General features: G+C 70.7%; 10 protein-coding genes. 1 reads left to right on the forward strand and 9 read right to left on the reverse strand.

The annotated features are described in order from the left end of the window. Positions 1-7: 7 nt before the first annotated feature. From QZM35_RS11685 to QZM35_RS11725, 9 genes are all read right to left on the reverse strand, one after another. Positions 8-424: a type II toxin-antitoxin system VapC family toxin gene (locus tag QZM35_RS11685; RefSeq protein ID WP_301775945.1), complete on the reverse strand. Its 417-nt coding sequence runs from the start codon at positions 422-424 to the stop codon at positions 8-10. Then, positions 421-687 (reverse strand): type II toxin-antitoxin system VapB family antitoxin, encoded by a 267-nt coding sequence (gene vapB, locus QZM35_RS11690; protein WP_175239827.1) that lies wholly within the window; start codon positions 685-687, stop codon positions 421-423. Before vapB ends, QZM35_RS11685 begins: the two co-directional genes overlap by 4 nt. A gap of 234 nt (positions 688-921) precedes the next feature. Further along, on the reverse strand, positions 922-1,938 hold the full coding sequence (locus tag QZM35_RS11695; protein WP_301775946.1) for a GNAT family N-acetyltransferase: 1,017 nt from the start codon (positions 1,936-1,938) through the stop codon (positions 922-924). Next, the gene (locus QZM35_RS11700; RefSeq protein ID WP_089425922.1) at positions 1,938-2,777 is read right to left on the reverse strand and encodes a formyltransferase family protein; all 840 of its coding nucleotides are present in this window, start codon (positions 2,775-2,777) and stop codon (positions 1,938-1,940) included. Before QZM35_RS11700 ends, QZM35_RS11695 begins: the two co-directional genes overlap by 1 nt. 86 nt (positions 2,778-2,863) lie before the next feature. Next, the gene (locus QZM35_RS11705; protein ID WP_301775947.1) at positions 2,864-5,125 is read right to left on the reverse strand and encodes a TonB-dependent siderophore receptor; all 2,262 of its coding nucleotides are present in this window, start codon (positions 5,123-5,125) and stop codon (positions 2,864-2,866) included. Positions 5,126-5,147: 22 nt separating this feature from the next. Continuing rightward, complete coding sequence (locus QZM35_RS11710; RefSeq protein WP_301775948.1) at positions 5,148-6,524, reverse strand: lysine N(6)-hydroxylase/L-ornithine N(5)-oxygenase family protein; 1,377 nt, start codon at positions 6,522-6,524, stop codon at positions 5,148-5,150. 32 nt (positions 6,525-6,556) lie between these two features. Continuing rightward, positions 6,557-7,591: a GNAT family N-acetyltransferase gene (locus QZM35_RS11715; protein WP_301775949.1), complete on the reverse strand. Its 1,035-nt coding sequence runs from the start codon at positions 7,589-7,591 to the stop codon at positions 6,557-6,559. After that, entirely contained in the window at positions 7,581-12,581 is a 5,001-nt protein-coding gene (locus QZM35_RS11720; protein WP_301775950.1) for a non-ribosomal peptide synthetase, read from the reverse strand. The genes QZM35_RS11715 and QZM35_RS11720 overlap by 11 nt, the downstream gene beginning before the upstream one ends. 9 nt (positions 12,582-12,590) lie before the next feature. Further along, positions 12,591-22,253 (reverse strand): non-ribosomal peptide synthetase, encoded by a 9,663-nt coding sequence (locus QZM35_RS11725; protein WP_301775951.1) that lies wholly within the window; start codon positions 22,251-22,253, stop codon positions 12,591-12,593. A 274-nt stretch (positions 22,254-22,527) separates the two neighbouring features. Between QZM35_RS11725 and QZM35_RS11730 the strand changes: the two genes are divergently transcribed. Beyond that, the gene (locus QZM35_RS11730; RefSeq protein ID WP_089425385.1) at positions 22,528-24,273 is read left to right on the forward strand and encodes a cyclic peptide export ABC transporter; all 1,746 of its coding nucleotides are present in this window, start codon (positions 22,528-22,530) and stop codon (positions 24,271-24,273) included. The last annotated feature ends 132 nt before the right edge of the window (positions 24,274-24,405 follow it).

Here is a 24,405-nt window from a genome sequence, read left to right on the forward strand (position 1 = left end):
ACGGCGCTCACGCCGCCCAGTCTTCGAGCGACAACCCGGCGACACGACCGAACTCGCGGCTGTTGTGCGTGACGAGCACCGCGCCGGCCGCGATCGCATGGCCGGCGATCGACGCGTCGTTCGCGCCGATCGGCGTGCCGCGCACGGCGAGATCGGCACGAATCTCGGCCATTGCATCGACGGCCGCCGTGTCCCACGACAGCACGCCGTCCAGCCGCGAAACAAAGGCCGTCACGAGTTCCGCATGCTTCGGCGACGCCTTCCTGCCGACCGCGCCGAACCGCATTTCGGCATAGGTGATTGCCGAGACGACGATCCGGTGCTGCGCATTGACGCACGATTGCAGCCGCGACAGCACCACGGGCGGCCGCTCGCGCATGATGAACGAACAGATGTTCGTATCGAGCATGTAGAGCGTGGTCACTGGCCGGACTCCGTCGGTGCGGCGCCACCGCCATCGGACAGGTCGAAGCGGCCGGACTCGATGACGGCCGGGCGTTCGGCGAGGAAGTCGGCGTCGGCCGGCGGTTCGCTCGCGAACGAGAGCCACGTGGGCCGCACCGGCCGCAGCAGCAGCGTGTCGCCTTCGCGGCGGATCTCGAGTTCCGTCACCCCCTCGAACTCCATGTCCTTCGGGATGCGGATGGCCTGGTTACAGGCGTTCTTGAAAATGGAAACGGTGCGCATGAGCCACTCCATGGGAGTACGATGCGTCCATTCTGGGCATATGCCGGCATATGTCAATGCGGGCGCGCGCAAACCGAATGTCGCGCCCCATGCTGTCGCGGATGTTTTTGCCATGTCGCGGGCCTGTCGTCGATGAGGAGAGCGATCCATCCTTCACGACGCAGGCCGCGCGGTCCATATCCCGGACGGCCGATGCCCGCGCGCCACCTCGCGCCGCACCGCACCCCCGCGCCGTCACGGCAATTTGAAAGTGTCGAAGAATGTATCGCGCTCGATCACGGTGAGCGCCGCGCGCTTGTGCGGGAAGTCGAACTCCTTCAGCGTGTAGAACCCGAGCCGGTGCATGTACGCGATGTGCCGCACGTGATCGACGCGCGGCTCGCCCACGAGCCGCTGCGTGCGCGGTTCGTCGACGAACATGTAGTGCAGCACCCCGCTCCACCACGCATGCAGCTTGCCGGCGCTCTGGAAGCGCGAATCGCCGATCAGCAGATGCAGCCCGCGGTCGTAGTCGTGCGCGTCGTAGAACGGCGCGAGACGGTCCTCCTTCGCCCAGTAGAACTCGAAATAGCCGAACGGCGTGTCGTCGAAATAGCCGATCATCGGGTGCATGTGCGGATCGGCGAGCCGCTCGGCGAGATACGCCGCGTGCTCGTCGCGCGTGCCGCGCTGGTTCCAGAAGTGCGCGACGCGATCGAGGTTCATCCAGCCGCTGAACAGGTCCGCGTGCGCGTCGACATCGACGGTGCGCAGGCTGAACGTCATCCCGACCTGCGGCATGGTGCGTGCGTAGATCTCGCCGGCCGGCGACGGCGGCCGCACCGGGTGGCGGTGGCCGTTCGTGATCACATGGCGCAGCGGCATGCCACCCGACGCGGGCGCCTTCAGCCACGGCCGCGGGTTCTGCCAGAACGTCGCACGCGATACGGTGAAGCGCAGCGCGTCGCCGGCAACCTGCGCGCCGTCGATCACGCCCTCGCGCACCGCGCGCGCGACGTACGCCGCCACGGCGGCCGCGTCGGCGTCGCCGAGCGGCACCGTGATCGTCGCCGCGTCGTAGCGCGTGTCGGTGTTGAACAGCGCGACGAACGCCGCGAGCAGTTCGTCCGGCGAGTCGTCGGGCCGCCACGCGTCGAGCGTATGCTCGGCGACGGCCATCGCCTGCCCGTGTGCGGCGCCGTCGAGCGCGGCGGCCACTTCACCTTCGACGGCGTCCGCGGCGCCGGCCGGTTTCGTCAACGTGTCTTCCATCACAGTGCTCCCGCGTCGTGGCGGTCGGCGAGGACGTGCAGCCCCCGCTCGAGTGCCGGAAACAGGCTGCGCTGGAAGTTGTTCCAGCGCAGTTCGAGAATCGTGTCGTCCGGCGCGATCGGCGTGTCGAGCACGTCGCAGATCACCTCGCCGGAATCGATGCCGTTGTCGACGTAGTGAAACGACGCGCCCGTCATCATCACGGGCTCGACGGACGACGTCGTGCCGTTCGACCAGTCGACCCGTTCGCCGCGCGCGCCGTGCAGCGCGTCGAGCGTCGCCCATGCGCCGCGCCGCTGGTACGGCGAGCCGTCGGCCGTGATGCCCGGGTGGATGTTGGCGATGCGCCGGTGAAAGCGCGCGCCGGGCCGCACGAGTTCGTCGAGGATCACGAGCAGCCCGTCGAGCACGACGACGTCGGCGTCGAGTTCGAGCAGGCGCTCGAGCAGGCGGCGCTCGAACGCCTGTTTGCCAGCCACGCGCTCGCGCGCGTCGCGCGGCAGCCGCCGGTACGTCGACGCAATCGTGCAGAACAGTTCGTCGACCGGACGGCCCTGCACCGTCAACCCTTCCGGCAGGATCCACGGGCGGCCCGGCGTGCGGGCGAAACCGTAGTCGGCGACTTTCGCGCGGTCGGCCGGCGAACCGTCGTCGTCGTCGACGATCACGCCCTTGAGCGTGTAACGCTCGCCGAGCGGCGAGTCGTTCAGGCGTTCGACGAGATATTCGAGCGGCGCCTTCATGTAGCGCGTGCCGCCCCGATAAGCGACCGGCTGGCCGGCACGATCGGCCGCGCCGTTGCGCAGCGACTGGATGTAGACGAGATTTTTCTTCGGCATGGATGCGTCGTGGAAAAGCGGACGAAGGCGCCGCGGCCCGCCCGCGCCGGCCGCGAGGGCCGGCCGGCGGGCCGCGGCGCGCATCGTCACCAGTTGTATTTCGCGGTCGCGATCACGGTACGGTCGGTGCCGAACACACAGACGTTCGCCGACTGGCAACCGCTGATGTAGTGACGGTTGGCCAGGTTCGTTCCGTTCACGGCGAAGCGCCAGTTACGCGTGTCGTAGTGCACGCCCGCGTCGAACAGCGTGACGCTCGATACCGTCAGCGAGTTGTCGGCCCCACCGGCCGACGCGCTCTGGTAGCGCACGCCGCCGCCCAGGCCGAAGCCCGCGAGCGGCCCCGTGTGCCACGTCCAGTCGGTCCACAGCGACGCCATCTGGCGCGGACGCGGAATGTCGACCGGCCAGTTGTTCAGCGACACGTCGTTGGCCTTCACGTTCTTCACGTCCTGATACACGTACGAGGCAATCACCGACAGGTTGCGCGTGACCTTGCCGGTCGCGCTCAGCTCGATCCCGCGCGAACGCACCTCGCCCGTCTGCACCGACTTCGTGCCGGTATTGTCCTGGCTCGGCAGCGCCGGCGTGAGCACGTTGGTCTGGTTGATCTGGTAGATCGCCGCGTTCAGCATCAGGTTCTTGCCGGGCGGCTGCCAGCGCAGGCCGGCTTCGATCTGCTTGCCGCGGGTCGGCTGCGGCAACCCGCCGCCAACCAGGTTCACGCCGATCAGCGGATTGAACGACGTCGCGTAGCTGACGTACGGCGACAGCCCGTAATCGCCCTGGTACGTGAGGCCGACACGGCCGGTGAACGCCGTGACGTCCGCCTTCGTCGACGTGCCGGCCGCACGGTCGTCCATCCGCATGTTGACCCAGTCCTCGCGGCCGCCGAGCGTCAGCGTCCAGCGGTTCCACTTGATCTGGTCCTGCGCGTACAGGCCGAACGTGTTCATCGTCGTGTACGTGTTGGTGCGGAACGTCGAGTCCGGCGTGAACACCGCCTTCGTGACAGGCAGGTAGACCGGGTTGTAGATGTTCAGCGGCGGCGCGGCGGCGAGCCATTCGCTGTCGGTCGCGGTCTGGCGGTTGTACTGGAAGCCGAGCAGCAGCGTGTGCTGGAGCGGGCCCGTCGCGAAGCGGCCTTCGAGGTTGTTGTCGATGTCGAAGCGGCTGTAGTTCATCTGGAACACACCGGCCCAGCGCGACACGTCGGTCGTGCTGCCGTCGACGAAGCCGTTGCCGAATACCGAGCCGTTGTCGAGCGACAGGTGCATCAGGCGCGTGTTCTGGCGGAACGTCCACGCCGGCGTCAGGTTCCGCTCGAACTGATAGCCGACCGACCACTGCTTCTTGCGGTAGTAGTTGAAGTTCGGATCGCCTTCGTACACGTCCTTGTTGATCTGACCGTTCGGGTTCGGCAGCACCGTGCCCGCCGCGGGCAGGAAGTTCGACGAGATGTCGCCCCAGTCCTGCAGATAGGTGGCCGACAGCGTCAGCGACGTATCCGCGTTCGGACGCCAGCGGAACGACGGCGCGAGCGCAACGCGCTGGTCGTTGTTCGGGCCGGTCAGCGCGTTGCCGTCGCGTGCGACGCCGACGAAGCGGTACGCGTATTTGCCGTCCGGGTCGAGCTTGTCGCCGACGTCGATCATGAACTGCTTGCGCGCGTAGTTGCCGATCTGCACGCCGGCCTCGCGCACGCGCTCGCCGTCAGCGAGCTTGGTCTGCACGTCCACGATCGCGCCGGGGTCGCCCGCGCCGTACAGCACCGACGTCGGCCCGCGCAGCACGCTGATGCTGTCGATCATGTACGGATCGACGCGCCAGCTCGCGAGGTTGATCGTGTTCGGCACCTGCAGCCCGTTCACGTACGCGGTCGGTGTGAAGCCGCGCAGCGCCGCGTACCAGTCGGAACGGTTGTCCGAGCCGTACGACGAGAAGCCCGGCACGTAGCGCAGGGCCGCGTTCACGTCAGTCGCGCCGGTCATCTCGATCTGCTGCGCGGTGACGACGTTGATCGTCTGCGGGATCTCGTTGATCGACGTACTGGTCTTCGTGCCGGTGCGGCTGCGCTTCGCGACGAGCCCGACCGTGCCGTCTCCTTCCGAGGCCGCGTTGACGTTGATCGTCGGCAGCGTGCCGGTCGACGCACTGGCCGACGCACTCGCGGCCGCACCGTTCTGCGCACTGCTGGCCGACGCCGCCGCGCCTGCGTTCACGGCCGGCGCCGTCTGGGCCTGTGCGTGCCCTGCCGCCGCCCCGAACGCCACGCTCGCCGCGGCTGCGATCGCACGCAAACGCGTGCCTGTTGCCCACTCCATCTTTCTCTGCTCCAGTTTTTTCATGCGGTCTCCGACCGCGCCTTTGTCAAAGAGCGAAAGCCATCCGGCTCGCGCTCGCCCCGTTTTCCTGTCGTTTTTCCTGTGTTGCCCGGGCCGCGCCTTCTTCATGGGCGGGTGCGATCCCGTCTTCGAGCGACGCGCAGATTTCGTCCGCGCGGCGCGCCAGTACCGACAGCAGCGTGTCGGACAGGCCGTGGCTGTCTTCGCAGCAGCCTTGCAGGTAGATGCGCGGCGCGAAGTGCGCGGGCGTCGCGAGCAGGTAGTCGCGCGTGACGTCGCCGCGGGCGAGCGCGTCGCCCAGGTGCGGCGCGAGCCCGTCGAGCAGCGCCGAATGCGTGTCGCGGCGGTAGCCGGTGGCCAGCACGAGCGCGTCGAAGCGCTCGACGCGCGTGTCGCCGCTCATCCGGTCGCGCAGCGTCAGCTCGATGCGGCCGTCGGCGGTGCGCACCGCGGCCTCGATCGCGCTGTTCGCGCGCAGCGCATGACGCGGCGTGCCGTTGATGCGCTGCAGGTACAGCATTTCGTAGATCTGTTCGATCAGCGGCCGGTCGACCACCGCGTAGTTCGTGTCGCGATAGCGCTCGAGCAGCGCGCGGCGCGCGTCGTGCGGCTGCGCATAAACGACATCGGTGAACTCGGGGCTGAAGATCTCGTTGACGAACGGGCTGTCGTCCGCCGGCTTCAAGGCGCCTGCGCGCATCACGAGGCTCGCGTCGACGTGCGGGAAGCGGCGCGCGAGATCGATGAACACCTCGGCCGCGCTCTGCCCCGCGCCGATCACCGCGACGCGGCGGCGCTCGCCGTCCGGCGATGCGACGAGCCGGTCGATGTCGGTCAGGTACGACGACGAGTGGATCACGCGGTCGCGGCCGAGCGCGGCGAACGCGTCCGGGATCGCCGGCGTGCCGCCGACGCCGACCGACAGCGCACGCGTGACGCGCTGGCGCTCGTGGCCGGCGGCGTCGCGCGACAGCACGCGCAGTGCGTCGATCTGCTCGCCGTCGCCGTGCACGGGTTCGATCGCGAGGACGGTCTCGCTGTAGTGGACGCTATCGTCGAACGCGTCGGCCACCCAGCTCAGGTAGTCGTGGAATTCGACGCGGGTCGGATAGAAGTTCTTCAGGTTGACGAATTCGTTCAGCCGGCCGCGTTCGAACAGATAGTTGATGAACGTGTAGCGGCTTGTCGGATCGCGCATCGTGACGAGATCCTTCAGAAACGAGATCTGCATCCGGCAGTCGTCGAGCAGCATGCCGCGATGCCAGCCGAATTCAGGCTGGCGCTCGATGAAGCAATGGGCGAGCGGGCGCGCCGCGCGCCGTTCCTCGAGGCGGATGGCCAGCGCCAGATTCGACGGCCCGAAGCCGACGCCGATCAGGTCGAATACGGTTTCTCTCTGCATGTCTCAGCTCCCTTGTCGGTGAATCCGGCGCGTCAGACGTGACGGCCGGAGAAGAACGTCTCGCGCAGCGTGCGCATCCACAGCGGCTGCGCGTCGGCCAGCGCGAGACGGCGCTGCCGCGCGAAGCCGTGCCGCGCGAGGTGGTCGGCAACCCGCGCGTGGCCGGCCGGAACGGCACAGCCGACCGCTTCGGTACGCGGGTCGTCGAGAAACAGGTAATGCACGACGGACGGCAGCCAGCCCGCCACGCACTGCGGGCCGCGCCAGCGCGACTCGCCGACCAGCATCCGCAGCCCGCGGTCGTAGTCGCGCGCCGCGACGTGCGGCGCGAGCGCGTCTTCCTTCAGCCAGTACGCCTCGACATACGCGAACGGTTCGCCGTCGAAGCAGCCGACCAGCGGAATCACGTGCGGATCGGTGTCGGGCGCGGTGCCTTGCGGGCCGTCCGCGCCGGGCTGCGTGCCCGGCCAGCCGTCGCGCACGCGCGGTTCGTCGAACCAATGCGCGAGGCGTTCGGCATCCTCGGCCGGCTGCCAGCCGCGCAGCGTGAAGCGCACGCCGAGCGCCGGCAGGTCGCGCGCGTAGACCTCGCCGCGCGGCGCGGGCGGCCGGCGCGGATGACGGCGGCCGTCGGTGAACATCGGCAACGTCGCGCACGGCAGATGCGCGCCGACGCGCCACAGATCGGCCTGCTGCGCCCAGCCTTCACGCATGCAGCGGCCGCCGTCGGCGAGCACGCCGCTCGCGCGCAGCGCATCGAGCGCGACCGCCGGCCACGCGGCCGGGTCGAGCCGGATCGCGGCGTGGCGCGCGCTGTCCGAAAACGCCGCGGCCAGTGCGGCCAGCAGCGCACGCCGCTGGTCGGCCGCTGCCGCGCGATGGTTGTAAGCGACGAGGCGTAGCGCGCCGTCGTCGCCGAGTTGTGCGCGCAGCAACTGCGCGCCGATGCCGTCGCCCTGCGCGACGCGGATCTCCGCGCCGTCGCGCACGGCGAACAGGCCGTCCGCGAATGCGAGGCGGTAGGTATCGAGCATCGTGAATCCGTCCGGACGCACTTCAGCCAGCATGGCGCGCCTCCTGTCCCGTTTCCGCGTGCGCATCGAGCCGCGCGCCGAGTGCCGTGAGCGTCGGCGACGCGAACACGTCGGCGACCGTCAGCGTGTGGCCGGCGCGGCTGGCCGCGTCGACGAAGCGCACGACGTCGAACGACGTCGCGCCGGCTTCGAACAGGTCGGCGTCAGGTTCGGGCGCGGCCGTCGCGAACGTGTCGGACCACAGCGCCGCGAGCACGGCCGCCGCATGCGGTGCACGTGAAAGCGTTGCGGCGCATGCATGGCTTTCGGTCCGCGCGCGATGCGACGCCTGCTCGACGACAAGCTTGTCGGGCGCACCGAGCACCGCCTCCGACGCGCCGGCGAAGCGCGCGACTTCGTCGTGATAGAGCTCGACGAGCGCATCGACGAAGCCGCTATCGAGCAGTTCGTCCGCATACGAGAACGCGGCGCTCACGCGGCCGTCCGGATGCTCGACGACGTCCAGCTCCAGCGTAAATACGACGCGATGGCGCACGTCGTCGAATCCGGCCAGCGCCAGGCCGGCCCAGTCGCGTGTCGCGGCACCGGTCGGGCGCAGGTAGTTGAACATCACCTGGAACAGCGGATTGGCCTGCGCGGCACGCGGCGCGCGCAGCGCCGCGACGACGTCCGCGAACGGCACGTCCGCATGCGCGTAGGCTGCGAGCGCCGTGTCGCGCACTTGTGCGAGCACGTCCGCACGACGCGCGGCCGGGTCGAGCCGCGTGCGCACGACGACCGAGTTGATGAAGAGGCCGAGCGCATCGCGGGCCGCATCGCCCGTCAGCTCGCGCGTCGACGCGAGCACGCCGACCGGCTGGTCGGCCGCGCCCGTCGCGCGGAACAGCGCGGTGTTGAGCGCCGCGTGCAGCAGCATCGGCAGCGTCGCGTGCGCGGCCGACGCGGTGTCGCGTGCGGCGCGGATCAGCGCGCCGTCGAATTCGAACGCGATGCGGGCCGCGCGCCATTGCGGCACGGCCGGCGCGTCCGCGCGCTGCGGCAGCACGCGCGCCGGCAGGTCGGCCAGCGCGTCACGCCAGTAGGCGACGCGGGCCGGATGGCACGGTGCGGGCAGCACGAGCGGTTGGGCGGACTGTTGGACGACCTCATCGGCCGGCACGGCGCCGGCGCCGCCCTGCACGCGGGCAACATAGCGCGCACGAACCGCATCGAGCCACAGCTCGATCGATTCGCCATCCGACACGATGTGATGAATCGTCACCGACAGCACGTGGTCTTCCGCATCCAGACGCAGCACGCGCGCACGCCACAGCGGCGCATCGGCAGCGAGGTCGAACGGTGCGAGTGCATCCTCGTCGGTCAGCGCTGCGGCGCGGGCGAGCACATCGGCTTGCGCGGACAGGTCAATCACCGGCAGTTCGACAGAAGCATGGGCATCGATCCGCTGGCCCGGCAGTGCGCCGTCACGTGCCACGAGCCGCGCGCGCAGCGCCGGATGCTCGACGGTGACATCCGCGAACGCGGCACGCAGCGCATCGACGTCGAGCGGGCCACGCACCCGCAGCGCGACCGGAATGTTGTACGCGGCGCTGTCCGGCTGTGCGCGCCACAGGAACCACAGGCCGAGCTGCGCCGGCGACAGCGGCCACACGCCGTGTGCATCCGGTTTGGCGACGGCCACGCCCGGCGCTGCCGCGCCGACATGCGCGGCGCGCGGCGCATCGGCCACCTGCAACGCATACTGCGCGAGCACCGGCGCTTCGAACAGCGCGCGCACCGGCACGTCGCGGCCGAGCCGTTCGGCCACGCGTGTCGCGACGCGCACGGCGGCGAGCGAATGGCCGCCGAGATCGAAGAAGTGATCGCCGCGGCCCACGCGCTCGAGATTCAGCACGTCGCACCAGATCGCCGCGAGCGCGGCTTCGTCGCCGTCGTGCGGCGCTTCGTACGCGCGTTCGACGCGTACCGGCGCCGGCAGCCGTGCGCGATCGACCTTGCTGTTCGCGTTGCGCGGCAGCGCGTCGAGCACGATCAGCTGCGCGGGCACCATGTAGTCGGGCAGCGTGCGGCGCAGGAGCGCGTCGAGCGTCGCGGCTTCCACCGGCCGCGCGGCCGCCTGTGCGTCGGCGGTCAGTTCGACATACGCAACGAGCTGCGCCAGTGCGCCCTGCCCGTGCACGACCGCGCAGGCTTCGCGCACCGCGTCGTGCGCGGCAAGCTGCGCCTCGATCTCGCCGAGTTCGATGCGCAGCCCGCGCAGCTTCACCTGGTGGTCGACGCGGCCGATGAAGTCGAACACGCCATCCGCGCGACGCCGCACGAGGTCGCCGGTGCGGTACAGGCGCGCGCCCGGCGCGCCGTACGGATCGGGCACGAAGCGCTCGGCCGTCAACGACGGGCGGTCGAGATAACCGCGCGCGACGCCGATCCCCTCGCCGCCCAGGTACAGTTCGCCGATCACGCCGACCGGCAGCGGATGCAGCCGTTCGTCGAGCACGTGCGCGGTGCGCGCGCCGACCAGCGTGCCGATCGGCAGGTATGCGGCGTCGCCGAGCTTCGCGAGATCGTCGCCGGGTCGGAACATCCACAGCGTCGGCGTGATGACCGTCTCGGTCGGGCCGTAGCCGTTGACCACGCGCACGTTCGGCAGCGCGCGGCGCAGCATCGCGAACGCCTCGCGCGACGTCGCCTCGCCGCCGACCGTCAGCGAACGCAGCGTCGGCGGTGCGCCATGCGCGAGCGCCCATTCGGCGAGCTGCGCGGCGCAGCCGGGCGGCACGTAGGTCATCGTCACGCCGTCGCGGACCATCATCGCGCAGGTCTGCGCGGGCGGCCACAGCACGTCGGCCGTCACCGACACGGCCGCGCCCGACATGTATTGCGAAAACCAGCCTTCGTGCGCGCCGTCGAAGTTGACCGACTGGAACAGCAGGAACACGTCGTTCTCGCTGGCGCCGTAGCGTTCGGCGATCGCCGCGCAATGCAGCGCGAACGACGCATGATCGACGATCACGCCCTTCGGCTTGCCGGTCGAGCCCGACGTGTAGATCGCATAGGCCGCGTGACCCGGCAGCACGTCCGGCAGCACGACGTGCGCGGCTTCGTCGAGGGCGTCGATTTCATCCGCGCGCCACACGCGCAGATCCGGCAGCTCGGGCAGCGACGCGGCGCTCGCGCGGTCGGTCAGCACGTGCGCGATGTTCGCGTCGCCGACGATCTGCGCGAGCCGTTCGCGCGGATGCGCGGGATCGAGCGGCACGAACGCGGCGCCCGACTTCAGCACCGCGATCAGCGCGACGAGCAGGTCAACCGAGCGCTGCAGCGCGACGCCGACGCGCATTTCCGGGCGGACGCCGGCCGCGACCAGATGGCGCGCCAGGCGTGCCGCGCGCGCGTCGACTTCACCGCGCGTCAACGCGCGATCGATGTCGGCCACGCCGCGTGCGTCGGGCCGTGCCTGAGCATGCGAGGCGATGCGGGCATGCACGGGCACGAATGGTTCGGCTTCGGTCGCGCCCGCCGGGGCGTTCCATGCGAAGAGTTGCGCGCGCTCATCGGCGGGCAGCCAGTCGAGATCGCCGATCGGCATGTCCGGGCGTGCGAGCGCATCGGTCAGCAGCGTGACGAAGCGCGCGGCCAATCGGGCGATCGCGTCCGCCTCGAACAGGTCGAGCGCGTAGATGAAGGCGGCGTCGAACGTGCCGTCCGGCGTCGCTTCGACCGACAGCGTCAGGTCGAATTTCGCGGACGGCGTGCCCGACGGCAGCAACGCGGCGGCTGCCGCGCCGAGCGCCGGCAGCGCGCGGCGCTCGCCGTACGCGGCCATCACCTGGAACAGCGGATGATGGCTCGCGCTGCGCGGCACGCCGAGCGCATCGACCACCTGCTCGAACGGCACGTCCTGGTGCATCTGCGCGTCGACGAGCGCACGCTGTGTGCGCGCGACCAGCGACGAGAAATCGCCATGCGCGGGCACGTCGACGTCGATCGCCAGCGTGTTGACGAAGAAGCCGATCAGGCCGGCGACCTCCGCGCGTTCGCGGTTCGCGGCCGGCACGCCGACGCAGATCCGCGCGTCGCCGGTCGCGCGCGCCAGCAGCGCATCGAGCGCGGCGAGCAGCACCGCGAACGGCGTGGCGCCCGATGCGGCCGCGAATGCGCGCAGTTGCGCACCGACGCGCGCGTCGAGCGAAAACACATGGCGTGCGCCGCGCGCACTGCGGCGTGCGGGTCGTGCCGTCGCACCCGGCAGCGCCAGCACGCCGCGTTGCGGATCGAGCCGTTCGCGCCAGAACGCGAGCTGGCGGTCGCGTTCGCCAGCGTCGAGCCAGCGGCGCTGCCACAGCGCGTAATCGGCGTACTGGATCGGCAGCGGCGCGAGCGGCACCGGCTCGCCCGACGCATAGGCGCGGTAGAACGACGCAAGCTCGAACAGCATCACACCCGACGACCAGCCGTCCGACACGATGTGATGCACGGTCAGCGCGAGCCAGTGATGCGTCGCATCGAAGCGCACCAGATGCGCGCGGACGAGCGGCGCCACGCCGAGATCGAACGGCTCGGCTTCGTCGGCCGTCGCGACGGTTTCCGCGCGCGCCATGCGCTGCGTATCCGGCAGCGCTTCGAGATCGGTTTCACGCCATGGGCAGCGCAACGGTGCGTGGATCGTTTGCGCGACGCCGTCCTGCGCTTCGTCGAAGGTCGTGCGCAGCGCCTCGTGGCGCGCGATCAGCGCATCGCACGCAAGACGCAGCGCATGCGCGTCGAGCGGGCCCGTCAGTGCCAGGCGCTCGGTGATGTGATACGCATCGGGCGCATCGATCAGCCGCGCGTGCAGCCACAGCCGCGTCTGCGCGAACGACGCCGGCACGCGGTCGCTGCGTGGGGTGCGCGGCGGGATCGGCAGCACGCGGAAGTCGATGCCGGCCGCGCCGAGCTTGTCGATGAAGACTGCGCGCTGCGCGTCCGGCAGTTGCGCGAAACGCGTCGCGAGCGCGAGCCAGTCGGGTTGAACCTTCGTCATCCGTCGTCCTTATTGGGTTTCCAGTTCGCCGAGCAGCGCATCGATCGCGCTCGCCGCATCGGTCGCGCCGCGGGCCGCGCAGGCCGCGTCGATCGCCTCCGCGCAGCGCGCCAGCGTGCGCGTGTCGAACAGCGTGCGCAGCGGCAACGCGAGCCCCCAGTGCAGGTTCGCCTGCGCATGGGCCTGCGTCGCGAGCAGCGAATGGCCGCCGAGCAGAAAGAAATCGCCGTCGCGGCCGATCGCGTCCACGTGCAGCACGCGTTGCCAGATCCCGGCGAGCGCGCGTTCGGTGTCGGTCGCCAGCTCGACTTCCGCCACTGCTTCGCGCACCGGCGCGGGCAGCGCATGACGGTCGCACTTGCCGTTCGGCGTCACGGGCAACGCATCGAGTTCGATCAGTTGCGACGGCACCATGTAGGCCGGCAACTGCGCGCGCAGCGTGTCGAGCAGCGCCGCCCGGTCGAGCGGGCCCGCGTCGCCGCGTGCGACATAGCCGATCAGTTGCTCGTCGCGCACGATCACGACCGCGTCGTTCACGCCGGGCGCCGCGCGCAGCAGCGCCTCGATTTCGCCCGGCTCGATCCGCTGGCCGCGCAGCTTCACCTGCGTGTCGACGCGGCCGAGATAGTCGAGCGCACCGTCGGCACGCCGGCGTGCGAGGTCGCCCGTGCGGTACATGCGCGCGCCCGGCACGAGCGGATCGGGCACGAAGCGCTCGGCGGTCAGCGCCGGACGGCCGAGATAGCCGCGCGCAAGGCCCGCACCCGCGAGATACAGTTCGCCGGTCGCGCCGGCCGGCACCGGCTGCCATGCCGCGTCGAGCACGTGCAGTTGCAGGTTCGCGATCGGATGGCCGATCGGCACCGCGGCCGCATGCGCGTCGTCGGGGCCGCAGGTCCAGTGCGACACGTCGATGGCCGCTTCGGTCGGCCCGTACAGGTTCACGAGCGTCGCGTTCGGCAGCAGCCGCGCGATCTTCGCGACGAGTTCAGGCGCGAGCGCCTCGCCGCTCGCGACGATCAGGCGCACGCTGTCGCACTGTGCGGCGGCCGAGAAATCGTCGAGATACGCGGCGAACGCGGCGAGCATCGACGGCACGAAGTGCAGCACCGTCACGCCGTGCGCATGGATCGCGGCCGCGAGACGCGCCGGATCGCGATGGTCGCCGGGCGCGGCGATCGCGAGCTTCGCGCCGATCGCCAGCGGCCATACGAATTCCCACACCGACACGTCGAAGCCGAACGGCGTCTTGTGCAGCACGACGTCGTCGCGCGTCAGCCCGTAGGCGTGCTGCATCCACGCGATCCGGTTCGCGAGCGCGCCGTGCGTGTTGCCCGCGCCCTTCGGCTTGCCGGTCGAACCGGACGTGTAGATCAGGTACGCGAGCTGGGCGTTGTCGCTCGTGGCGGTCACCTCGGCAGCGTCGCTTTCGGCTTCGTCGGCGAGCAGGTCCGCTACCGTCAGCAGCTGCGTCGTGACGCCCTCGCCAAGCGCGGCCTCGACCTGCTCGCGCAGATGGGCCTGCGTGATCGCGACGGCCGGCCGCGCGTCGCGCAGCATGTAGGCGATGCGCTCGGCCGGATAGTCGGGATCGATCGGGAGGTAAGCCGCGCCGGCCTTCAGCACGCCGACCAGCGCCATCACCATGTCGAACGAGCGCTCGACGCACAGCGCGACCGGCGTGTCGGGCTGCACGCCGCGCCGGCGCAGCGCCGCCGCGATGCGTGACGTGCTGACGTCGAGTTCGCGATAGGTCGCGCGATGCACGCCGCCGTGAACGTCCGCGTATTCGAGCGCGATCGCGTCGGGCGTCGCCCGTGCCGCCTCGGCGAATTGCAGGTGCAGCGGCTGTTGCTGCGACGCCGGCCATGCTTGGGTAGTGTCTTGCGCCCGCGCCAGTGCGTCACGGGTGGCTTCGTCGGCGATCGATAGCGTGCCGAGCAGCGCATCCGGCGTGCGGGCCAGTGCATCGAGGGCGCACACGAACGCGCGGTGCCACGTTTCAACCTGCCGCGCGTCGATGCGCGCGGTGTCGTAGCCGTAGTCGATCGTCAGTTCGGCACCGCTTTCGATCACGAGCGTCAGCGCGAAATCGGTCGCTTCGATGCTGCGCACGTCGCTCAATGCCAGCGCACGCGGATCGGCGTCGCGCGCCGTGTCGTCGACCGGGTAGTTCTCGAACACGACCAGCGTGTCGAACAGTGCGCCGCCCGCGCCGCGCGCCCAGCGCTGGATGTCGGCGAGCGGCGTGTGCGCGTGCTCGGCGGCGGCCGCGTTCTCGCGTTGCAGCGTTTGCAGCCAGTCGGCCGCGCGTTGCTGCGGCGTGGGCGCCGTGATCACCGGCAGCGTGTTGATGAAGAGACCGAGCACCGAATCGACGTCGGCGAGTGCATCGGGGCGGCCCGCGACGGTCGCGCCGAACGCGACGGCCGGCTGGTGCGTCATCCGCTGCAGCGCGAGCGCCCACGCGCCCTGCACCAGCGTGTTGACCGTCAGCTTCAGTGCGCGCGCCGTCTGCGCGACACGCGTCAGCGTGTCGGCATCGAGCGTCGCGCGCCACGTGACCATGTCGGCATCCGCGCGGTCGGCCGTGCGTTCCGCGATCAGCGTCGGTGCGTCGAGGCGTGCGAGGCGTTCGGTCCAGAAACGTTCGTCGGCGTCGCGGTCGCGCGTGCCGAGCCACGCGATGAAGTCGCGATAACGCAGCGCCGCGCGGCTCGCGAACGGCGACACGGCATCCGGGTCGCGATAGTCGCGCAGCACGTCGGCGAGCAGGCGCGCGGTGCTCCAGCCGTCGAGCAGCACGTGGTGACGCGTCCACACGACGCGCCAGGCGTCGTCGCTCACACGGATCAGCGTGAGCCGCATCAGCGGCGGCTCGCGCCAGTCGAAGCCGCGTGCGCGATCGGCGGCAAGCCATGCGTCGAAATCGGCATCGAAGGTGTCGCCGCGGGTGCGCCAGTCGAGCTGTTCGACCGGCATTTGCGCGTGGCGATGCACGCACTGCAGCGGCGCGGCTTCGTCCGGCATTACGCTCGTGCGCAGGATGTCGTGGCGTGCGATCGACGCGTCGAACGCGGCCGCGAACCGGTCGGCGTCCAGTGCTGCCGCGGTCGCGACGAGCTGGTTCACGTAGCTGGCATGACCGGGGGCGAACAGCGCATGGAACAGGATGCCCTGCTGCATCGGCGACAACGGGTAGACGTCGTCGATCGTGCGCCAGTCGAGCGGCGTGCGCTCGATCGCGGCCTGCGTGAGGCCGGCGGCCTGCGCGAGCGGGAAATCGCCCGGCGTCGCGCCACCGCCGCGCTGCGCGACGCGCGACGCGCACGCGTCGACGAGTTCGCGCAGCGCCGACGCGAAGCGTTCGGCGAATGCGTCGATCGTCGCGCGCTCGAATTGCGGTGCGCCGTAGACCCAGTGCACTTTCAGCGTGCGTGCGCCGTCGCGATCCGTGTCGAGATACGCGTGGATCGCGAGCGTATTGCCGAGCGGCCCCTGTAGATCGCGCTCCACGCCGGTGCCGCCGAAGCGCGGCACGAGCGTGGCGTCGCGCGGCGCGTCGAACTGGCCGAGATAGTTGAAGGTGACGCGCGGACGCGGCACGGCGGCCAGCGCCGCACGCGTCGCCGCATCGCCGTAGTGCGCGAGCACACCGAAACCGAGCCCCTTGTGCGGCACCGCACGCAGCGTGTCCTTGACCGCGCACAGCGTGTCACCTGCCGTGGCCGCGACCGGCAGCGTCACCGGGTAATGGCTCGTCAGCCAGCCGATCGTGCGGCTGGCATCCACGTCGTCGAACAGCGCCTCGCGACCGTGCCCTTCCAGTTCGACACGGCACGATGCGGCACCGCTCACGCCGGCCAGCGCCAGCGCGAGCGCCGCGCCCAGCAGTTCGATCGTCTGCGTGCGATAGGCCGCGTGCGCATCGGTCAGCGCCGCGCGGGTCAAGGCCGCGTCGATCGTCTGCACGACGACGGCCGCATCGGCGTTCGTCGCCGCTGCGTCGGGATGATCGGACGCGATGTCGTCGCCTTGCGCCATGTCGGCCCAGTAAGCGGCTTCGGCCGCGAACGGCGATGCCGGTTCCGTTGCCGCACGGGCAAGCCGTGCCGCCCATGCATCCGCGCGCAGGCCCGGCTGCGACAGTCGAACCGGCGCGCGTTCGCATGCGGCGCGATAGGCCGTGTCGAGGTCGTCGAGCAGGATGCGCCACGACACGCCATCGACGATCACGTGGTGAATCGCGAGATACAGCTGCGTCGAGCCGTCCGGCAAGCGCGCTGCGCAGGCGCAGGCAAGCGGCCCGCGGCTGAGGTCGAGACGGCGCTGCAACGCGTCGAAACGTGCGAGCGCGTCGGTTGCGTCGCGGGCGGCGACTTCGACGAACGGCAGCGCGTCGTACGGCTTCGCCGCATCGCTGGCGTGCCACGTGCCGTCCGCGTCGCGCGCGAAACGCTGGCGGAACGCGTCGTGATGCGTCAGCAATGCGTCGAACGCGCGCGCGAATGCCTCCGCGTCGAACGGCCCGCGCACGTCGAACGCAACCGACTGGTTCCAGTGGCCCGGATGCGGGATGTCCAGCGCGAAGAAGCGCTGCTGTGCGGGCGTCAGGACCTTGGCTGCTATCGGCGCGCAGGCAGAGGCTGCGACGGCAGGCTGCGCCGGAGCGGCAGTCACGGCTTCCGTCTTCGCGACACGCGCGAGTTCGGCGACCGTCGGGCCGTCGAACAGCTGCTTCGGCGTGAAGCGCACACCACGCTTGCGCGCGCGGGCGATCACCTGCAGCACGAGAATCGAATCGCCGCCGAACTCGAAGAAGTTGTCGTCACGGCCGACCTTCGGCGCTTTCAGTACGGCCTGCCAGACTTCGGCGAGCACCGTTTCGACCGCGCCCTGCGGTGCATCGCCAGCGACAGTCACGACCGGGGCGACCGCCAGTTCACGCAACGCCGCGCGATCGATCTTCCCGTTCGCGGTCACCGGCAGGCGCGCGAGTGCCACGAATTGCGCCGGCACCATGTAGTCGGGCAGCTTCGCGGCAAGCGCCGCACGCACGGCAGCCTCGTCGAAGGTCGCGCCATCGTGCATCACGACGAACGTCGCGAGCCGCAGGCGGCCGTCGTGTTCGATCGCGAGCGTCTCGGCCTGCGCGACCGGGCCGGCCGCGCGCACCGCCGCACTCACCTCGCCCGGTTCGACGCGATAGCCGCGAATCTTCACCTGATCGTCGATACGGCCGAGGAACGCGAGGCGGCCGTCCGCGCGCAAGCGCACGCGGTCACCCGTGCGATACAGCCGCGCACCGGGCGTGAACGGATCGGGTACGAAGCGCTCGGCGGTCTGCGCCGGACGCCCCAGGTAGCCGCGCGCGACGCCCGGCCCGCCCAGGTACAGCTCGCCCGTCGCACCGGCCGGCACGCACGCGCCGAACGCGTCGAGCACCAGCGCGCGCGCATTCGGCAGCGGCAGGCCGAGCGGCACGCCGCTCGCCGGATTGCGCGCATCGGCAGCGATCGACGCCGTGTCGCAGGCGATCGCGCCGACGGTCGCTTCGGTCGGCCCGTAGTGGTTGATCACGCGGCAGGCAGGCGCCAGCGCGGCCAGGCGCGCGACGAGCGCCCACGTGAGCGTTTCGCCGCCCGTCACGAGCGCGTGGCGCGGCAGCACGTCGGCCGGCACACGTGCGTCGAGCAGCGCCTGCAGGTGGCTCGGCACGATCTTCAGCACGCCGACGTCACGGTGGCGCATCTCTTCGGCGAACAGGTCGGGATCGAACGCGCATGCGGCGGGCAGCAGGTGCAGCGTGCGGCCCGCGCACAGCGCGCCGAACAGCGTCGTATGGCCAAGGTCGGCCGCGACGGTCGACACCATCGCGAACGACGCGTCCGGTGCGAACGCGAGTTCGTCGAGCATCCCCTGCACGTAGTCGGCCAGCGCGCCGTGCGACACGACGACGCCCTTCGGCGTGCCGGTCGAGCCCGACGTATAGATCAGGTACGCGCCCTGCTCCGGATGCGGTGCGATGCGCACGCCGGTGGCGTGTGCGAGCGTCGCGTCCTGCGCGAGCGCGTCGACGTCGAGCGGCTGTGCGTCGATGCCGGCAGGCCATGCGGCCGGGTCCGCGACGAGCGCCCAGCGCGCGCCGCAGTCGTCTGCCGCGGCAGCGAGGCGCGCTGCCGGCTGCGCGGGATCGAGCAACACGGCGAGCGCACCGGCCTTCAGCGCGCCGAGCAGGCCGACGACGAAGCGCGCCGAGCGTTCGATGCAGACGATGACGGACGCTTCGGCGGCCACGCCGCGCTGGGTCAGCGCGCGGGCGATCCGGTTCGACGCATCGTCGAGTTCGGCGAATGTCAGCGACGCCGACGCATCGGCGAGCGCGATGCGGTGCGGATACGCGGCCGCCTGCCGCGCGAACGCGGCGACGATGTCCGCATGTTCGACGCGCAGCGCACGGCCGTCGCGCGGCTGGCGCGAAGCGGCCGCTGCGTCGCACGGCAATACCGCCGTCGTTTGGTGCGGATCGCGCGCGGCCGCACCGACGAGCGCCGCGTAGCTGTCGAGCCACGCCCGCGCGGTGTCGGCGTCGATGCAGTCGGTCGCATAGGCCGCGACCAGTTCGATGCCATTCGCATCGTCGGTGAAATCCACGGCGAAATCGAAGCGTGCGGCGAGGTCGGGCCCCGGCGTGGCAACAGCCGTCGCGCCCGGCAGCACGCTGTCGTGCCGCGCGTCGAACTGTTGCGCGAATTTCACGCGCAGCCATTCGTCGCCGCGCTTGACCGGCGGCTTCACCGCATCGACGACCCGCTCGAACGGCACGTCCTGATGCGCGACCGCATCGAGCGCCGCCTTGCGCGTCGCATCGACGAGTGCACGGAACGGCAGCGTCGGCGCCACTTGCACACGCAGCGCGACCGTATTCAGGAACAGCCCGAGCAGCGCGCGCGTTTCCGGGCGCTGGCGATGCGCGACCGGCACCGCGACGACGACGTCCGTTGCGCCGGTCAGGCGCGACAGCCATGCGTCGAGCCCGGCCAACAGCACCGTGAAGACCGTTGCCTGCGCGTCGCGCGCGAGTTGCCGCACGTCGGCCGCGACCGCGTCGGGCAGCCGCACCAACACGCGCGCGCCTTGCAGCGTGCGTGTGGCGCCCGGCTGACGATCGACCGGCAGCGCGAGCGGGCCCGGCACGTCGCGCAACGCGCCGCGCCAGTAGTCGAGCTGGCGCTCGCCCTCGCCGCCGGCCAGCATGTCGCGCTGCCAGTCCGCGTAGTCGGCGTACTGGATCGGCAGGTCGGGCAGCGACGGCTCGCGGCCTTCGGCATACGCGCGATAGGCGGCCGACAGTTCGTCGAACGCGCAGCGCGAGCTCCAGCCGTCGGTAATCGCGTGATGGGCGGTCAGCAGCAGGCGGTGACGGTCGTCGGTGAGTGCAACCAGCGTCGCGCGCAGCAGCGGGCCGCGTGCGAGGTCGAACGGCTCGGCCGCCTCGCGCTCGGCGAGACGGGCGGCTTGTGCGTCCCGCGCGGCGGGCGGCTGGTCGCGCAGGTCGATGTCGGCGATCGACACCGGCAAATGGGCGTGGATCCGCTGCATCACGACGCCGTCGTCGTTGTCGACGAGTGTCGTGCGCCAGGCTTCGTGGCGGCCGATCACGTGATCGAGCGCGCGCTGCAGCGCCGCGCGATCGAGCGTGCCGTCGATCGTCCAGTGTGCGGCGATGTGATACGCGGCGCTTGCATCGCGCGTTTGCGCGAGTACCCAGAAACGTTGCTGGGCGAGCGATGCAGCGCGGTCGACATGCGGTGCGGTGGACACGGCCGCATCGGCCGGTACACGGCGTGCGGAAATCGTGGCGAGCGGCTCGCCGGTTTCGCGCTCCGCACGATCGACCGCGTCGGCCAGTTCGACGAGCGCCGGATCGGCGAACAGGGTGTCGAGCCGCAGGTTCACGCGTACCGAGGCACGGATCGTGGCCTGCAACTGCATCGCGGCGAGCGAATCGGCGCCCAGCGCGAAGAAACGGTCGTCACGCGACGGCGTGACGTCGAGGCCGAGCAGCGTCTGCCAGAGGCACGCGAGTTGCTGTTCGGTCGGCGTGCGCGGTGCGTCGCCGCTGCCTTGCGCGGTATCGCGCGCGGCGGCAATCGTCTCGCGCAGCGCGGCACGGTCGATCTTGCCGTTCAGCGTATACGGCAGCGCATCGCACCGCACGAACCGGTGCGGCTGCCAGGCGGCCGGCAGTTGCGCGGCCACATGCGCTTTCAGCGCCGCATCGTCGGCCGCCGCACGCAGCGCGACGCATGCGATCAGCCGCGTCGGCCCGTTGCCGGTTTCAGCGACCACGGCCGCGTCGGCCACGGCCGGATGCGAGCGCAGGCACGCGGCGATTTCAGCGGGCTCCACACGCACGCCGCGCACCTGAACCTGGTCGTCGAGGCGGCCAAGGTAATCGAATGCGCCGTCGTCGCGCAGCCGTGCGAGGTCGCCGGTGCGGTACACGCGCGCACCGGGTGCGCCGTCCGCATCGGGAATGAAGCGTTCGGCCGTCAGCGCCGGGCGGCCGTGATAGCCGCGCGCGACGCAGACGCCGCCCAGCAGCAGCTCACCCACGCCATCGGCCTCGCCGCCATCGACACGCGCGACGCGCGGCCCGATCACGCGGCCGATCGGCAACGACGCATACGCATCGTCGGCGGCCAGCACGGGCGTCTCGCCCGGCTCGACCGGCCACAGCATCGGCGAGATCACGGCCTCGGTCGGCCCGTAGCCGTTGATCAGGCGTACCGACGGGAACGTGCCGCGCACGAATTCGAACGCCTGCTGCGGCAGCGCTTCGCCGCCGAACGCGAGCACGCGCAGGGCCGGCGGTACGCCGTCGCGCGCGGCCACCGCCGCGAATTCGCGCAGGTACGCGGGCGGGAACGCGGCCACGTTGACCGATTCGTTCACCATCAGCGCATGCGCGGCATCCGGCGCGAACGGCTGCGGCGGCGCCACGACGATGCTGGCGCCGGTCGCGAGCGGCGCGAGCCAGCATTCGTGCGCGGCGTCGAAATTGACCGATGCGAAATGCAGCAGGCGGTCGCCGGCCTCGATCGGCAGCGCGGCCGCGAGCGCGTCGCAGTGCGCGGCGAGCGGCCCGTGTTCGACGACGACCGCCTTCGGCGTGCCGGTCGAACCCGACGTATAGATCATGTAGGCGGCCGCACGCGGGTGGACGGGCACTGCTTCGTCATCCGCAACGATCTCCTGCCCGTGCGCCGCGCCGCCGGCCGCGTCAAACGTGTGGTCGAACGGCGTGCCGAGCGCCGCGCGGCCGGCCGCGTCGACGATCCCGTGCCGCAACTGCGCATCCTGGACGATCCAGTCGAGGCGCGCGGCCGGATGACGCGGATCGAGCGGCACGAACACGCCGCCCGCCTTCAGCACGGCCAGCAGCGCGACGAACAGGTCGCCCGAGCGCTCGACGCACACGCCCACCCGCACTTCCGCGCCGACGCCGGCCGCGCGCAGTTGCCGGGCCAGTCGCGACGCCCGCGCGTCGAGCGCGCCTCGCGACAGGCGCAAGTCATTCTGGAAAGGGACCGCGATGGCGGGTGCGTCGGGCGCGACGCGCGCCAGTTCGCGGATTCGGTGATGCAGCGCAGTCGGGAAACTCGTCATGTGCGTGAAGTCCTTCGGTCCGGCCGCTTCGGCCAAGTCTCGGGGCCGCTTGGGGGCGGCTTCACTGGTGTGACGAACGGCGCGGCCGATTTTTTACCGTTTTGTGCGCAAAGCGCGTGCGGACGCTTTTTTTGAACGGGCCGCTAAATATTTGCGCGGCCCGTTCGTCTATCAGGGAGGAAAGCCGGAACGGGGCCCCCGCCTCGCCCGCCGCTTTCGCGTCAGTTTTACCGTTTCCGCGTTTTCGCTTGCCTTCCCTTTACCGACGTTGCCGATGACAGCCGCCCACGAGCCTTCTTCCCCGCCGTCCCTCGACGCTTCCCCCGGCCGCCCCGCGGCGCGCCTGATCCTTGCGCTGTTGCGCGAAAGCCGCGTGTCGCTCGCGCTGGCGCTCACCGCGTGCGTGCTGAACGGCGTCGCGAGCGTGCTGCTCGTCGCGACGCTGAACCGCGCGCTCTCGCAGCCGGGCGCGGCCGACGCGTCGCTCGCGTGGCGCTTCGCGCTGTGCGCGGTGATCGCACTCGTCACGCGGATCGTGTCCGGCACGCTGTTTGCCCGCCTGTCGCAGGACACGATGGCGCGGCTGCGCGTGCATCTCGCGCGGCGCGTCGGCGCGGCCGAGCTGCGCGACATCGAGCGGATCGGCGCGGCGCCCGTGCAGTCGGTGCTGACCGACGACGCCACCAACGTGTCGATGCTGTTCTTCGCGCTGCCGAACCTGGTCATGCACGGCTCGATCGTGTTCGGCTGCCTCGGCTATCTCGCGTGGCTGTCGTGGCCGGTGTGCCTGCTCGCGCTGGCCGCGATCATCGCCGGCTCGCTCGGCTATCACACCGGCGACCGCCGCGCGATCGCGGCGCTCGAAGCGGCCGGCCAGGCGCAGGATCGCCTGTTCGGCTATCTCGGCTCGCTGTTTTCCGGCGCGAAGGAGCTGAAGCTGCACGATGAACGCGCCCGCCAGTTCGTCGACGGCCAGCTCGGCGCCGCGATCGGCGAAGTGCGCGATCACCGCCGCCGAGCGTTCAGTGCGTATGCGGTCGGGGTTGGCTGGATCATCTTCCTGTTCTACGTGTTCCTCGGCATCGCGTCGTTCTGGCCGCAGCTCGGCGTGCATGCCGATCCGGCCGCGGCCGCCGGCTACGTCGTCGTGTTCCTGTTCATGCTCGTGCCGCTCGACGGGCTGCTGAACAACCTGCCGACCGTCAACGCGGCCCGCGTGTCGCTCACCCGGATCGAAGGCGTGATGGCCGAATTCGGTGCGCTGCGCACGGTGCCGCCCGCGTCCGACGCCCCCGACGTGCCGCCGGCCGGCGCCGTCACGCTGCGCGGCGTCACGCATGCGTACTTCCACGAACGCGACGAACGGATGTTCAGCATCGGGCCGATCAACCTGACGATCCAGCCGGGCGAGCTCGTGTTCATCGTCGGCGGCAACGGCAGCGGCAAGACGACGCTCGCGAAGGTGCTGACGGGCCTCTACGAACCCGAGGAAGGCACGATCGAGGTTGACGGCCGCACGATCGGCTGGCGCGAGCGCGCCGCGTACCGGCAGCGCTTCAGTGCGGTGTTCAACGATTTCCACCTGTTCGATGCGTTGCTCGGCATCGTCGACCCCGATGATCCGTCCCGCGCGCAGGCCGATGCACGCGCGAACGCGCTGGTCGCGAAGCTCGCGCTCGATCACAAGGTGAAGGTGGTCGACGGCGCGTTCTCGACCCGCGCGCTGTCGACCGGGCAGCGCAAGCGGCTCGCGCTCGTCGTCGCGTACCTGGAGGATCGGCCGTTCTACCTGTTCGACGAATGGGCGGCCGACCAGGACCCGTCGTTCAAGGCCGTGTTCTACGAGCAACTGCTGCCCGAGCTGCGTGCGCGCGGCAAGGCCGTGATCGTGATCACGCACGACGACCGCTACTTCGATCTCGCCGACCGCTTGTTGAAGCTGGACAACGGGCGCATCGTCAGCGATACGACGCCGGCGCGGTCTCGCGCGCAGGATGGTGTCGATGCGCTGAGCGCGTAACACGGCAAGTCGATGAAAAAAACGCCGACGCGCTGCCATGGCAGTGCGTCGGTGATTTTCGTTTCAGGAAGCAATGTGGCCGGCGCGTCGCGCGACCGCAGAACGCCCTGGGGCGATTCACCGCGCGTCCCG

This window comes from Burkholderia sp. AU45274 (genome assembly GCF_030482505.1).
In the GTDB taxonomy this organism is placed as follows: Bacteria; Pseudomonadota; Gammaproteobacteria; order Burkholderiales; family Burkholderiaceae; genus Burkholderia.

What these genes read in the sequence shown, in the direction of transcription:
- vapB (WP_175239827.1), bottom strand. Translation starts at nt 687, where the DNA reads ATGCGCACCGTTTCCATTTTCAAGAACGCCTGTAACCAGGCCATCCGC.
- QZM35_RS11730 (WP_089425385.1), top strand. Translation starts at nt 22,528, where the DNA reads ATGACAGCCGCCCACGAGCCTTCTTCCCCGCCGTCCCTCGACGCTTCC.
- QZM35_RS11700 (WP_089425922.1), bottom strand. Translation starts at nt 2,777, where the DNA reads ATGCCGAAGAAAAATCTCGTCTACATCCAGTCGCTGCGCAACGGCGCG.
- QZM35_RS11725 (WP_301775951.1), bottom strand. Translation starts at nt 22,253, where the DNA reads ATGACGAGTTTCCCGACTGCGCTGCATCACCGAATCCGCGAACTGGCG.
- QZM35_RS11715 (WP_301775949.1), bottom strand. Translation starts at nt 7,591, where the DNA reads ATGCTGGCTGAAGTGCGTCCGGACGGATTCACGATGCTCGATACCTAC.
- QZM35_RS11710 (WP_301775948.1), bottom strand. Translation starts at nt 6,524, where the DNA reads ATGCAGAGAGAAACCGTATTCGACCTGATCGGCGTCGGCTTCGGGCCG.
- QZM35_RS11695 (WP_301775946.1), bottom strand. Translation starts at nt 1,938, where the DNA reads ATGGAAGACACGTTGACGAAACCGGCCGGCGCCGCGGACGCCGTCGAA.
- QZM35_RS11720 (WP_301775950.1), bottom strand. Translation starts at nt 12,581, where the DNA reads ATGACGAAGGTTCAACCCGACTGGCTCGCGCTCGCGACGCGTTTCGCG.
- QZM35_RS11705 (WP_301775947.1), bottom strand. Translation starts at nt 5,125, where the DNA reads ATGAAAAAACTGGAGCAGAGAAAGATGGAGTGGGCAACAGGCACGCGT.